The sequence below is a fragment of the Paenarthrobacter sp. AMU7 genome, assembly GCF_041200195.1.
In the GTDB taxonomy this organism is placed as follows: Bacteria; Actinomycetota; Actinomycetes; order Actinomycetales; family Micrococcaceae; genus Arthrobacter.
The window spans coordinates 1,030,342-1,043,997 of sequence record NZ_CP165735.1 but is presented as its reverse complement, the minus strand read 5'-3'; the positions used below and the strand labels follow the sequence as shown (position 1 = coordinate 1,043,997).

Sequence of the window (13,656 nt, the reverse complement as noted above, 5' to 3'; positions counted from 1 at the left end):
GGCTCCTCGCAGCGGTTGGACGGAACGATCAGAGGAGCAGCAGGACCTTGCCCACGTGCTCGCCCGAGTCGAAATACTGATGGGCTTCCCGGACATGTTCCAGTGGGAAGGATTTGGCCACGAGCGGCCTGATCCTGCCGTCGGTGAGCATCGGCCATACGGACTCGCGGACCGCGGACATGATGATGCCTTTTTCGGCCACGGACCGCGGCCGAAGCGCCGTACCAATCACGGCAGCCCGTTTGCTGAGGAGTTGGCCGAGGTTGATCTCGGCGGTGGTCCCGCCCTGCAGGCCAATGACGATCAGGCGGCCGTACTCGGCGAGCGCGTCGACGTTCTGCTGGAGGTACTTGGCACCCACGACGTCGAGGATCACGTCCGCGCCTTTGCCCCCGTTTTGCGCCTTGAGGCTTTCAGCGAAGTCCTCTTCGGTGTAGTTGATGGCGATGTCGGCGCCCAGGAAGGCCTTGGCGGTTCCCACCTTCTCGTCGGTTCCGGCAGTGGTCGCTACCGTTGCACCGCAGGCCTTGGCCAACTGGATGGCCATGGTGCCGATGCCGCCGGTGGCGCCATGGATGAGTACTGTCTCCCCGGGCTGCATCTGCGCTGTCATGATGAGGTTGGAATAGACGGTGGCAGCAACTTCAGGCAGGGCCGCGGCGGTAATGAGGTCCACACCTTCGGGAATCCGCAAAACCTGCTCCGCAGGTACGGCCACCTGCTGGGCGTAGCCTCCGCCGGAGAGCAGCGCAACAACTTTATCCCCCACGGAGAACGCCTTGGTGACGCCGGGACCAAAGGCTGCGATGCGTCCGGAGACTTCAAGCCCGGGAATGTCGGATGCGCCTGGCGGTGGCGGGTAGAAGCCGCGCCGCTGCTGGACGTCCGCACGGTTCAGTCCGGCAGCCACGACGTCGATCAGGACCTCCCCGGCGCCTGGCACCGGTGCGGGGACCTCGCGGATTTCGAGGACTTCGGGCCCGCCTGGCTCTGAGATGTAGACGGCTTTCATGACGAACTCCCGGTTTCTTGCTGGTCCTCAAACCCCCGGGGAAGGGGCTGGAGGACGTGATGTTTTGGAACAGCCAACTCCCTATGAAACACTACTAGGCGAGGAAGGTTGTCCGAGCGGCCTAAGGAGCTGGTCTTGAAAACCAGTGTGCGGTAACCCCGTACCAAGGGTTCAAATCCCTTACCTTCCGCCAATGAGATGCCCCGGGTTCCAGGACCCGGGGCATTTTTGTTTGTTTGATTGTTGTTCCGCAGGGCCGCCAAGCGCGCAACTGAGAACTGACACCCGTTAGATCATTGAAACTGTCAGACCCCCCGCATAGTGTTCTTTCTGTCTCCACACCACTGACATATGCCGTAGCTTTGGCCGCGGAATAACAACAGGAGCCTGACCCATGCCTAAGCCTGACATCACTCCCGGCGCACCCTGCTGGATTGATCTGATGACGTCCGATACTGAGAAAGCGAAGACGTTCTACAGCGCGCTTTTCGGCTGGACGTATGAGACCGGGGATGAGGAAAAGTACGGCGGCTACATCACGGCGCTGAAGGACGGCCGGATGGTGGCGGGCATCATGGCGAAGCAGGCTGACATGGGTGCCATGCCGGATGTCTGGTCCACTTACCTTCGTACCGATGACATCAAGGCAACCACCGAGGCAGCAGCCACCCATGGGGGTCAGGTGTATTTGGAACCCATGGAAGTTCCCGAGCAGGGCACCATGGCCATGTACGGTGACGCCTCAGGCGCGTCCATCGGAGCTTGGGAATTCGGGGAAATGACGGGCTACGAGCTGGCGGCTGAGGCCGGCGCTCCTGCGTGGCACGAACTCCTTTCCAAGGATTACGAGGCAGCGGTCACCTTCTACCAGGAAGTCTTTGGCTGGGACACGGACGTCATGAGCGATACTCCGGAGTTCCGGTACACCACCCTCGGCGCCGGAGACGACGCCAAGGCGGGCATCATGGATGCCTCCGGTTTCCTTCCGGAACAGGTCCCCTCCATGTGGAGCGTGTACTTCGCAGTGGAGGACACGGACGCCACAGTGGAGCAAGCAACAGCCTTGGGCGCCACCATCACACAACCTGCAGAGGACACACCGTTTGGTCGTTTGGCTACGCTGCAGGACCCCACGGGAGCTGTCTTCAAAGTCATCCAGGACCTGGGCCAAACGGCCTAGGGTTTCACTGCACCGGGTCTGCCCGGCGCCCTCCACCGAGGGCAGCCGGCCGGATCCACTCATTGCCGGCGTTGGGGGATCAGCCGGCGTGGGTCCTTGTCAGGTCCCTCACTGTCGATCGCAGGCCCCTTGCCTGCTGTCCCGCGGGGAATGAGGACCCACATGCACCACTTTTCACGACGATTGAGGACCGCTGCCGTGCTGGGCATGGCATCGATTGCGCTGGCGGGCTGTTCGTTGATCAGCAGCGGCGACGCCAAGCGGGATGAGTCAGGAAAGCCTACGGAATCGTCCAAGGCCGATGCCTTCAAGGTGAAGTTGGGCGACTGCATCGCCAATCCGGACAGCCAGGAAGTTATGGATGTCACCATCATTCCGTGCGATCAGAGCCACGACCTTGAGGCCTACGCGCTGACCAACATGGACGCGTCTGCGTTCCCCGGCGACACTGAGGTGGGCACCCAGGCTGAAGAATACTGCGGTGCCCAGTTCGCAACGTTTGTTGGCCTGCCGTTCGAGGAATCTGCGCTGGATGTGACCTTCCTCCACCCCACCAGCGACTCCTGGAAAAACGGTGACCGGGAGATCGTCTGCCTGATCGGTGGCGAGGCTGGAGCCGCCACCACCGGCACCCTTAAGGGTGCCGCCAGGTAACGCACGAGTGCCAAGGGAACCCAGCGGCCACCCCCGGTCCACCTCCCATTCATTCCATCGTGTTCTGCTATGCCCGAGCAATAGGTTTACCCCGGAGTAACTTCCGGAACAACGCCCACTTCACAAGATTGTGGGCGTCGTCCAAAGGGCCCCACAGGGTCCCCTAATGAAAGTTAGAGCGGATGCACCAACAACAGTGGAAAGTACTGGCAGGAACGGTCTTGTCAGTGGGGTTGCTCGCCGCCCCGCTGACGGCCGCTCCGGCCATGGCGGCGGATGATCCGTCCGCCCCTGCCGGCTCATCGGCGGTAGTCATCAACGAGGCTTACCTCAGCGGTGGCAGTGCCGGCGCCGCGTTCAAGAACAAGTTCGTTGAGCTCTACAACTCCTCGGATTCCCCGGTCAGCCTGGCAGGCTGGTCGTTGCAGTACCGTTCAGGCACAGCCACCGCCGCACCCACGGGGATCACCCCCCTGACCGGCACCATCCCTGCCAAGGGCTACTTCCTGGTCCAGGGAGCCACCAACAGCGGAGCCTCCACCGCCCCGGCCCTTCCCACGGCCGATGTCCAAGCCACCGGGACGCTGAACCCCAGCGGAACCACAGGAACACTGGTCCTGGCCAAGCAGTCCACCGCTGTGTCCCCGCTCCCGGCTGGATCAGTGACCGGCAACGCCGCCATTGCCGACCTCCTGGGCTATGGCACCTCCAACACGTTCGAAACCGCCGCGGCCACTGCGCCCACCGGCAACTCGGACGTCAAGAGCCTGAACCGCACCAACGGGGGGGACACGGACTCCAACGCCACGGACTTCAGCCTGAACGCCACCATTACCCCCACGGCCTCCAACGGCGGTGGAACCCCTCCCACGGATCCGGAGCCGGAGCCCGGTGTCAAGGCCATTGCCGAGATCCAGGGAACGGGTACGGCGAGCCCCCTGGTCGGCAGCACCGTGACCACGCGCGGCAAGGTCACCGCCCTCTACGCCACCGGCGGGTTCAACGGCTACTACGTCCAGACCCCCGGAACCGGCGGCGATACTGCCGGGGCGGCCAGGACGGCGTCGGACGCTTTGTTCGTCTACTCACCCACGACCACGGGAACCGTCCAGCAGGGCGACTACCTGGAACTCACAGGCGTCGTCAGCGAATTCGCCAACCAGACCCAGCTCACGGTTGAAGCTGCAGGGTTGAAGAAGCTCGCTGAGGCGGCCCCCGAGGTCAAGTCCACGCCGTTTGCCTTGCCAGCGAATGAGGCCGCGAGGGAAAGCCTCGAAGGCATGCTCGTAGCCCCCCAGGGCGATTTCACGGTCACGGATAACTACTCCCTGAACCAGTACGGCGAAATCGGCCTCGCGGCCGGGACCTCGCCCTTGGTGCAGCCCACGGCCGTGGCCGCTTACGGCTCGCCGGAGTACGCTGCCGTGGTGGCGGACAACGCGCTGCGGGGCATCAAGCTCGACGACGGTGCGTCCACCAACTTCCTCAAGGACGCCACCACCAAGGCCCAGCAACTGCCGTACCTGACAACCTCGGATCCCGTTCGTGTGGGTTCGCCCGCACAGTTCCGGACCGACGTCATCCTTGGCTACGGCAACAACTCCTGGAAGTTCCAGCCGCTCACCGCACTCAACGCGGCCAATGCTGGTTCGGTCCAACCGGCCAGCTTCACCGCCACCCGGCCGGAAGGTCCTGCCGATGTGGGAGGCAGCCTCAAGCTCGCTTCCTTCAACGTGCTCAACTACTTCCCCACCACCGGTGACCAGCTGGCCGGCTGCGTCTTCTATACCGACCGCGAGGGCAACCCCATCACGGTCAAGGAAGGCTGCAACGCCCGCGGTGCTGCCAACGCGGAGAACTTCGAGCGCCAGCAGGCCAAGATCGTAGCGGCCATCACCAAGTCCGGCGCCGACGTCGTATCCCTCGAGGAAATCGAGAACTCCGCGCAGTTCGGCAAGGAGCGCGACTACGCGTTGTCCAAGCTGGTGGAGGCCCTCAACGTCAAGACACCTGGCGTGTGGGACTACGTGCGGACGCCCGCCAACGCTCCCCCGCTGAGCGATGAAGACATGATCCGCACCGCGTTCATCTACAAAAAGGCCGTGGCGGAGCCCGTGGGCGAGTCCATCATCCACAACGACACCGTGGCTTTCGCCAGCGCACGCAAGCCGCTGGCCCAGGTCTTCAAACCGGTTGGCGGTGCCGATGACAAGAAGTTCATCGCGATCGTGAACCACTTCAAGTCCAAGGGCTCGGCCGCTACCCCGGACGATACCGACAAGGGCCAGGGTGCCTCGAACATTGCCCGCACCAAGCAGGCTGAATCGCTGCTCGCTTTCTCGAAGGATCTTCAGGCGTCCAAGGGCACGGACAAGGTCTTCCTGATCGGTGACTTCAACGCCTATGCCAAGGAAGATCCCATCAACGTCCTCACGGGCGCCGGTTATGCCGATCTTGAGGTGGGCACCGGCAAGCACTCATACCTGTTCGGGGGCATGGTGGGTTCCCTGGACCACATCCTGGCTTCACCTGCCGCAGCCAAGGCCGTCACGGGAACCGACATCTGGAACATCAATTCCGTGGAGTCCGTCGCACTGGAGTACAGCAGGTATAACAACAATGTGACCAACTACTATGCCGCGGACGAGTTCCGGGCCAGCGACCACGATCCTGTGGTGGTGGGCCTGGACCTGACCGCGGAGGCACCCGCAAGCGTTGACCTGCAGTTCCTGGGGATCAACGACTTCCACGGCCGCATCGACACCAACACCGTGCTCTTTGCCGGAACGGTGGAGAAGCTCCGCGCGGCAGCTGCCCCCGGGGCTACGGCCTTCATCTCGGCGGGCGACAACATCGGCGCCTCCCTCTTCGCTTCTTCAGTGGCGAAGGACCAGCCCACCATCGACGTCCTGAACACCTTGGAGCTGCAGGCTTCCGCTGTGGGCAACCACGAGTTCGACGGCGGCTGGCAGGACCTACGCGACCGCGTCGTCGCAGGAGGTACCAACGCAAAGTTCGCGTACCTCGGTGCGAACGTCTACCAAAAGGGCACCACCACGCCGGTCTTGCCGGAGTACAAGGTGCTGGATATGAACGGCATGCGGGTGGCCGTCATCGGCACTGTCACCCAGGAAGTTCCTTCACTGGTGACTCCCGCCGGAATCTCGGACCTCGAATTCGGGGATCCTGTGGAGGCCATCAACCGGGTGGCCGCGAAGATCAAGGCCGACGATCTGGCCGACCTCATCATCGTGGAAAGCCACGACGGCGCCGCGTCCGGCACTCCTGAGGGCGCCACGCTGGAGCAGGAAGTCGCCGCGGGCGGCCCCTTCGCCAAGCTGGTCAACGAAACCACTCCCGACGTCGCTGCCATCTTCACCGGACATACCCACAAGGAATACGCCTGGGACGCACCGGTACTGGACGCCAACGGCCAGCCGACCGGCAAGACCCGTCCCATCGTGCAGACCGGCAATTACGGCGAGAACGTGGGCAGCGTGACGCTCACTGTGGACACCGCCAGCAAGTCCGTGACGGCGTACAAGGCCGCAATCGTGGATCGGACCACCGAGACCGCCGAAAGCCTGGTTGCTGCGTACCCGAGGGTGGCTGCAGTGAAGACCATCGTGGACAAGGCGCTGGCCCAAGCTGCTGAAATCGGCAACCAGCCCGTTGGTGCAGTGACCGCCGATATCACCACCGCCTTCACCCCGGATCCTGCCGGAGGCGCCCCCAAGCGGGACGACCGCGCGAATGAATCCACGCTGGGCAACCTGGTGGCAGACTCCCTGGTGGATACACTCAAGGCACCCGAACTGGGTGCGGCGGAGATCGGCGTCGTGAACCCCGGAGGCCTGCGTAACGAGCTCTACTACGCCCCGGATGGCACCATCACCTACGCAGAGGCCAACGCGGTCCTGCCGTTCGTGAACAACCTGTGGACCACGTCCCTGACAGGTGCCCAGTTCAAGACGCTCCTGGAGCAGCAATGGCAGACCAACGCTGACGGAACCGTGCCCAGCCGCCCCTACCAGCAGCTTGGCCTGTCCAAGAACATCAACTACACCTACGACGCCGCCCGTCCCGCAGGCGACCGCGTCACCGGCATCTGGGTGAACGGCGCCGTCATCGATCCCGCGAAGCAGTACAGGATCGGCACGTTCAGCTTCCTGGCCACCGGTGGTGACAACTTCCGGGTCTTCAAGGAAGGCAGCAACACCAAGGACACCGGACTGGTGGACCGGGATGCCTGGATCAAATACCTGCAGGAGCACAAGCCGGTGTCGCCGGACTTTGCCCGTCGTTCCGTCGCTGTGGTGAACTCCACCGCAGCCGGGGTCAAGGCCGGCGAACCCATCGCACTGGCTGTCTCAAAGCTGAACCTGACATCGATCGGCAGCCCCGCCAATGCCACCCTCAATGCCGTCTTTATTGACAGCAAGGGTGCAGCGGTGACGCTCGGATCCGTACCGGTAACAGCAGGTGCAGCCACGGTGGACCTCAAGGTTCCCGCCTCGGCAGCGGCCGGCACTGGCACGTTGGTGCTCACCGCCGTCGAAAGCGGAACCGTGGTGAAGACGCTCGTGACGGTTGCTGAGAGCGGCCCGAACCCGCCGCAATGCACCGCGCCCACCAAGCCGTCCAAGTGGTACGACATTGTGGGGTGGCTGCGGTACGCGTTCGCCTGGTTGGAGTACCAGAGGTGCCTGCGGGGCTAGCAAACCCGTAACGCCATAAGGCAGGGCCCTCACGAACTTACCCTTCGTGAGGGCCCTGCCTTTGTGCTGAACGCTAAGACTTTGCCGAACGCTACACCGATCCGTAGCCGTGCGTGGCTCAGCGGGCCAGAATACTGCGGGCAATCTCGTCGGCATCCCTGAGGGTCCGCTGTCCGCTGGCGTAGGCCGGTCCGGTCCGGGGCCGGGCTTCCGCAGCGATGGCCGTGCCCCACTGCACCGCGGAGAGCTGAAGACCCAAGACGTACAGGTTCCTTGTGACGGATCCATTCGCCGCCAGGGGCCTGTATGGATGCGGTTCAACGTCCAATCCCGTGGTCTGCACAGGAGCGCCTTCGCCGCCCATCATGATCTTGGTGCGCACCAGGCCATCAGCCATCAGCTGCTCCAGCAGCGGGGAGACGTTCATTCCCACCCTGTTGGCCGGCGACATCGCCTCGATCAAGGTAGGTGCTTCGGCCGGCGCATCGTGCACCCACGGCGAAACCGCCCGGAACACCTTGGCTGCCCGGTCCACGCTGAACTTCGGGTCGGGGCCCACGAAACTCACGACGCCGGCACGCGCCAAAGCGGCCAGCTGCTCCGAGCGCAGTGCAGGGGCTCCGCTGGCCAGCCCTTCGACGAAGGACTCGAACCAGCCGCGCAACCCTGAGAGCCACGATTCGTCCGTGATGCCGCCGTCTGCCACCACCGATTTGAGGATGGCCCGGCCGGTGTGGAGCGCACCGATGGCCATCTTGACGGGGTCCGCCTCCCCGAGGGCCGATCGCCGCGCATCATCATCCAGGTAGGCCGTGATGGCTGCGTCCAGCTCACGTCGAGAGGCAAAGGTGCGTCCTGCCAGTGGAGCGGCCAGTCCGCGGAGGTTCAACCGGCGGGAAGACACAACATGCTTTTCCACGAGGTCGCCCACGCTGCTTTCCCAGTGCGTGGTGGTGTGCGCGTGCGGTTGGAGCGCATCCTCAAGATCAGCCAGGAACTGCGCAGGGTCCTTGATTGCCGTCGGCTGGGAGCGGGCCAGCGTTGAGTAGTAGGCCCACAAGGCGTCGCGGTGCAGGAGTGGCCAAAGATCATGGTCAAAACCAGGTTGGATTCCCGCTGCACGGAACCGGTCCACTGCGTCTTCGGTCAGGTACCGCATGGTGATGCTGCCCGGATAGTAGGCATCCAGGCCGGCCTTGGCCCGGTACGGCGTGCCACGGCGGGAGGCGGCGATGATTTTCGGTTCGCGCCCCGATGCCCTGTACTCCAATACCCCGGCTCCCGGCGCACCGGCGTCAACAAACTTGCCCCCGCGCCCCTCCGTCAGCTGGCCCATGACGTCAAAGAAGTTCAATCCCATGCCCCGGACCAGCACGGGCTCGTTATCCGGCACGGATTGCCAGTCCACGTCGGCCGGCGGTGCGGGCGGAAAATACAGCAGGCCCTGTTCGTCAGCGGCGCGCTTGAATGAGCGCTGTTCCGGATTCAGCCGGGACTCAATGTGCCCCAGGGCGAGGACCACGGAGCCGACGGTGAGGGTGAGGCCATTGGCGAGTTCGACGTCGAACCCGTCCCCCGCGCTGTTCACAAAAGGGCGTGCCGCCACGGCGGTGGTCTCATGGAAGGTGACCTCGACGCCGTCGGGAAGCCGTTCCAGCAATCCCGCCAAGGTTTGGCGCAGGTACCTGCCGTACAGCGCGCGGCTGGGGAAATTGTTCGACTCGAGGGTGGCCAACTCGGCCTTCTCAGCATCGTTCAGTCCCGCACCATCACGACGCCGGGCCTCACGCCACTGGTCGAAGGAACCACCTGCCAGCGGCGGGGCCAGCATCGGGTCTTCGGGGATGAGCGTCGGATAGAAAGACTGGGTGTTCATCAGATACAAGCGCGACTGCTCGGGCTGCCACACGTGGCCCGATCCGGCCGGAAAAGGATCCACCACATCAAGGTGCAGGGTGGTTCCCGGAGGGCTACCGGCAGCCCAATTCGCAAGCAACCGCTCAAGGACGCTGGTGCCCCGAGGGCCGGCCCCAATAAGGGCAACACGGATGGTTTGCGATTTAGCCACGCTCAAGCCTAACTTCCTGTGACTTGCTTACGGTCGAACAGTGTTGCTTGGATGGGGCGATGACCACCACAGAAGCTGATCAGACGCCACTTCCCGAGAATGACACCGCCACCACCTCCGGGCCCCGCCATGCTGCGGACGTGGCGGCTGAGCCCACGGATGAAAACGTCTGGCTCGAGGACATCCACGGCGAGGAACAGCTGGCGTGGGTCCGCGAACAAAACGCCCGCACCGAGGAATTGCTCGAGGATGCCGAATATGCAGCTGTTGAAGCCGGCATCCTTGAGGTCCTCGACTCAACAGACCGCATCGCCATGGTCTCCAAGCGGGGCGACTACTACTACAACTTCTGGAAGGACCAGGAACACCCCAAAGGCCTCTGGCGCCGCACCACCTGGGAAAGCTACCTCACCGACGAGCCCGAGTGGGACGTCCTGCTGAACGTCGATGCCCTTGCCGCCGCCGAAGGTGTGGAGTGGGTCTTCCACGGCGCCGGTTTCCTCCGGCCGGCCGATGGCGACGAGTACCGCCTGGCCATGGTCTCACTCTCCCCCGACGGAGGCGACGCAGACCGCCACCGCGAGTTCGACGTCGAATCCCGCACCTTCGTGGAAGGCGGCTTTGACCTCCCCACTGCCAAGGGAAACGTCAGCTGGCTCGATGCCGACACCCTGCTGGTGTCCAGCACTGCGGAGGGACTGCCTGCGACGACGTCTTCCTATGCGAGGACCGGCGTGAAGCTGAGGCGCGGACAGACGCTGGCCCAGGCCGAGCGCCTCTTTGAGATTCCCGAGGACCACATGCTGGCCATGGTGGCCCACGATTCGACCCCGGGCTACGAGCGGACCTTCGCCGTGGACTACATCGACTTCTACAACCGGAGCACCTGGCTGCTGCGCGAGGACTCGTGGGTGGCAATCGACGTTCCCACCGACGTCAACATCAGCGCCCACCGCGACTGGCTGCTGTTCCGTCCGCAGAAAGACTGGGAGGTTGAGGGCTCCGTGTACCCGGCGGGAGCTCTGCTGGCGGCCGATTTCGACTCCTACCTGGCGGGGTCCCGTTCGCTGCTGGTCCTGTTTACGCCGGATGCCCAAACCTCGCTGCAGTCCTGGAGCTGGACCAAGGATTACCTGCTGCTGAACCTCCTGCGCGACGTCTCCTCGGAAATCCGGGTGCTGGACCCTTCCACGGTTGACTCCGCGGGTGCATGGGCATCCACCCTCCTGGATGCCTGCCCGCCGCTGCACGATGTCAATGCCTATGCCGTGGACGACGAAGACCTGGGCGCAGCCGGCAACGACTTCTGGCTGGTGGCTACCGGCTTCACCACTCCCACCACTCTCACCCGGGGAGCGCTGACACGCGGCGATGACGGGCAGTCCAGCGGCGTGGTGAGCCGGCATGCCGAAGTGAAGCGGTCGCCGTCGTTCTTCAACGAAGCCGGGTACGAGGTCCAACAGCACTTTGCTGTCTCTGCCGATGGAACGAAGGTTCCCTACTTCCAGGTGGCGGCCAAGGATCTGGTACTTGATGGCCAGAACCCCACGCAGCTTTCCGGCTACGGCGGGTTCGAGATCTCGCGGACCCCGGCCTACAGCGGATCCATCGGCCGGGCATGGCTTGAGCGGCGAACTGTGGGCGTTGCCTCCGAGGACGGCACCGGCACGCACTCGCGCGGCGGCGTGTACGTTGTGGCCAACATCCGGGGCGGTGGCGAATACGGGCCCTCATGGCACCGCGCTGCCCTCCAGGAAAACCGCCACCGTGCCTACGAGGACTTCGCTGCGGTGGCCCGGGACTTGATCTCCCGCGGCGTTACCAGCCGTCCGCGTCTGGGCTGCGTCGGAGGCTCCAACGGCGGGCTTCTGGTGGGAAACATGCTGACCCAGTACCCCGAACTGTTCGGTGCCGTGTCCTGCGGCGTGCCGCTCCTGGACATGCGCCGGTACACCAAGCTCTCGGCCGGGTACTCGTGGATTGCCGAATACGGGGACCCCGATGTCCCCGCGCAGTGGGAGTTCATCCGCACCTTCTCGCCGTACCACCTCCTTCATGACGGCGTGGATTACCCCGAGACGTTCATCTGGACTGCCACTTCGGATGACCGGGTGGGACCCGTCCAAGCCCGAAAGATGGCTGCACGCATGCAGGCCATGGGCATCCCGAATGTGTGGTTCCACGAAGCCCTCGAAGGTGGCCATGCCGGTGCCTCGGACAACAGGCAGGCTGCGGCGTTGCAGGCGCGGAGCAACCACTTCTTGTGGCGTTCGCTGGCCGGAAGCAACTAGCCGCTCCGTCAGGTCCGATTCGCTGGTTCGCTGCCTGCCAGGCCGTTCGCACGGCCCGTCCCGCCGCGAACCAGCGAAATGGGCAGGAGAATGGCCGCGTTTTGCGCTCGACGGCACGTTCTGCGTATCCTTGGTGGGCTAGCAATAGCAAAGGGAGACGTGCCAGAGCGGCCGAATGGGCTTCACTGCTAATGAAGTGTGGGGCACAACTCCACCGGGGGTTCAAATCCCCCCGTCTCCGCGAACAGGTCCCGGTTTTCAAACCGGGACCTTTTGCGTTTAACCCCGCTTTGAACCGCCGCTGACTTCAGCCCCCGCATGGCGGTGGAGGGTGAGGCTGTCCACAGTGCTGATCAGCATCAGAACTGCCATGGCCACGAAGGCCCCCTTATAGGCCGCCACTTGATCCGGACCGAACACCTCGGTGGCCTCGAACAGGCGCAGGAACAAAGCACCCACGGCGATCCCGGCCGCTGCCGCCAACTGAACCAGCGTTGCCGATATGGCGTTGGCCGAGGGCAACTGCCCCGGGACGATGTCTGCGTACTGCACCGAGGCGTAGGCGGAGAAACCGATGGAACGGAAGGCGCCGCTGAACAGCAGCAGGGCGAAAATGAGCGGTTCGGGTGTTTGGGCGTCAAGGAAAGCGCATATGGCAAACGTCACGGCCGACGCGAACGAGGCAAAAACGAGCACCGCTTTGAATCCGAAACGCCGGATCAACGGCGTTGTAGCCGGTTTGATCCCAATGTTGCCTACGAACACCGCTGCCACCATGACACCGGCCTTCAGGGGATCCCAGCCAAACCCGTCCTGGAACATCAGGGGCAGCAGGAAAGGGACCGAGCTGATGGTCAACCGGTAGATGAAACCCCCGGTGGATGTTGCCCTGAAGGTCCGGGTACCGAAGACGCTGAGGTTGAACAGGGGAACTTTCGCTTTGCTCATCCACCAGACCGCGCCGGCCAGCGACAGTACTCCGGCAAAGACAACTCCGGCGGCCAGGACATTTGATGCGTGCCCACCCAGGGTCTCCAAGCCCACCACCAACGCGCCTACACCCAGCGTGGTCAGCAACAGGCCGAACCAGTCCAGTCGGCGCTTCCCGTCGAATTGTGTCCGCGGCACCAGCCTGAGGGCCGCAATGAAGGCAGCCAGCCCCAGTGGGACGTTGATGATGAAGATCCAGTGCCATGACAGGAAGGTGGTCAGGGCGCCGCCAACCATCGGAGCCAGCACGGGAGCAAGCAGGCCAGGCCACACGAGGTAGGCGGTGGCCCGGAGAAGTTCGGATTTGGGAGTGCCCCGCAGCACCACCAGGGTCCCCACGGGAACCATCATGGCTCCGCCCATGCCCTGGGCCACCCGGCTGAGCGTGAGCATGGTCAGGTCGGTGCTGATCGCGCAGAACAGGGAGGCAAGAGTGAACACCGAGATTGCGAGACAGAAAATCCTGCGCGCGCCGAAACGCTCCGCCAGCCAACTGCTCAACGGGATGCCCATGGCGACCGTTACCAGATACGCCGTCATGGTGATGTTGATGTCGGCCGGTGCTACCCGGAAATCGGAGGCAATGCTGGGAATGGCCGTGGTGAGGATGGTCCCGTCCAGGAACTCCATGAAAAACGTCGCAGCCACCAGCAGCGCCAGGCGCGGCCGCCACGTCGTCTGGTCGGCGGCATCGACGTCGGTGTTGCTCGGGTTTGCGCTCATGGCTCCGGTCCGGGTTCTGG

At 63.9% G+C, this 13,656-nt stretch carries 7 protein-coding genes and 2 tRNA genes; 6 read left to right on the top strand and 3 right to left on the bottom strand.

What is annotated here, in order from left to right:
• Window positions 1-28: 28 nt before the first annotated feature.
• The gene (locus ABQM86_RS04920) at window positions 29-1,012 is read right to left on the bottom strand and encodes an NAD(P)H-quinone oxidoreductase (protein ID WP_207596345.1); all 984 of its coding nucleotides are present in this window, start codon (window positions 1,010-1,012) and stop codon (window positions 29-31) included.
• 102 nt (window positions 1,013-1,114) lie between these two features.
• Between ABQM86_RS04920 and ABQM86_RS04915 the strand changes: the two genes are divergently transcribed.
• The 4 genes from ABQM86_RS04915 (at window position 1,115) to ABQM86_RS04900 (ending at window position 7,564) form a co-directional block, all read left to right on the top strand.
• A tRNA-Ser gene (locus ABQM86_RS04915) sits at window positions 1,115-1,205 on the top strand.
• Between the two features lie 201 nt (window positions 1,206-1,406).
• Window positions 1,407-2,192 carry a VOC family protein gene (locus ABQM86_RS04910; protein WP_280626813.1) on the top strand — a complete coding sequence of 262 codons (786 nt, stop codon included), beginning with the start codon at window positions 1,407-1,409 and terminating at the stop codon, window positions 2,190-2,192.
• A gap of 162 nt (window positions 2,193-2,354) precedes the next feature.
• Window positions 2,355-2,846, top strand: a complete 492-nt coding sequence (locus tag ABQM86_RS04905; RefSeq protein WP_207596342.1) for a septum formation family protein — start codon at window positions 2,355-2,357, stop codon at window positions 2,844-2,846.
• A gap of 182 nt (window positions 2,847-3,028) precedes the next feature.
• The gene (locus ABQM86_RS04900) at window positions 3,029-7,564 is read left to right on the top strand and encodes an ExeM/NucH family extracellular endonuclease (RefSeq protein ID WP_369746057.1); all 4,536 of its coding nucleotides are present in this window, start codon (window positions 3,029-3,031) and stop codon (window positions 7,562-7,564) included.
• A gap of 118 nt (window positions 7,565-7,682) precedes the next feature.
• Here the strand turns inward: ABQM86_RS04900 and ABQM86_RS04895 are convergent, their stop codons facing one another.
• Complete coding sequence (locus tag ABQM86_RS04895) at window positions 7,683-9,632, bottom strand: FAD/NAD(P)-binding protein (protein ID WP_369746056.1); 1,950 nt, start codon at window positions 9,630-9,632, stop codon at window positions 7,683-7,685.
• Window positions 9,633-9,691: 59 nt separating this feature from the next.
• Here ABQM86_RS04895 and ABQM86_RS04890 point away from each other — a divergent pair, with 59 nt between their 5' ends.
• Together ABQM86_RS04890 and ABQM86_RS04885 are read left to right on the top strand one after the other, a co-directional pair.
• Window positions 9,692-11,923 carry a prolyl oligopeptidase family protein gene (locus ABQM86_RS04890; protein WP_369746055.1) on the top strand — a complete coding sequence of 744 codons (2,232 nt, stop codon included), beginning with the start codon at window positions 9,692-9,694 and terminating at the stop codon, window positions 11,921-11,923.
• Between the two features lie 153 nt (window positions 11,924-12,076).
• Window positions 12,077-12,164 (top strand) — tRNA-Ser (locus tag ABQM86_RS04885).
• A gap of 38 nt (window positions 12,165-12,202) precedes the next feature.
• Here the strand turns inward: ABQM86_RS04885 and ABQM86_RS04880 are convergent.
• A complete protein-coding gene (locus tag ABQM86_RS04880; protein ID WP_337340397.1) occupies window positions 12,203-13,636 on the bottom strand; it encodes an MFS transporter in 1,434 nt (477 codons plus the stop codon).
• Between the last annotated feature and the right edge of the window lie 20 nt (window positions 13,637-13,656).

What these genes read in the sequence shown, in the direction of transcription:
- ABQM86_RS04880 (WP_337340397.1), bottom strand. Translation starts at nt 13,636, where the DNA reads ATGAGCGCAAACCCGAGCAACACCGACGTCGATGCCGCCGACCAGACG.
- ABQM86_RS04920 (WP_207596345.1), bottom strand. Translation starts at nt 1,012, where the DNA reads ATGAAAGCCGTCTACATCTCAGAGCCAGGCGGGCCCGAAGTCCTCGAA.
- ABQM86_RS04890 (WP_369746055.1), top strand. Translation starts at nt 9,692, where the DNA reads ATGACCACCACAGAAGCTGATCAGACGCCACTTCCCGAGAATGACACC.
- ABQM86_RS04900 (WP_369746057.1), top strand. Translation starts at nt 3,029, where the DNA reads ATGCACCAACAACAGTGGAAAGTACTGGCAGGAACGGTCTTGTCAGTG.
- ABQM86_RS04905 (WP_207596342.1), top strand. Translation starts at nt 2,355, where the DNA reads ATGCACCACTTTTCACGACGATTGAGGACCGCTGCCGTGCTGGGCATG.
- ABQM86_RS04910 (WP_280626813.1), top strand. Translation starts at nt 1,407, where the DNA reads ATGCCTAAGCCTGACATCACTCCCGGCGCACCCTGCTGGATTGATCTG.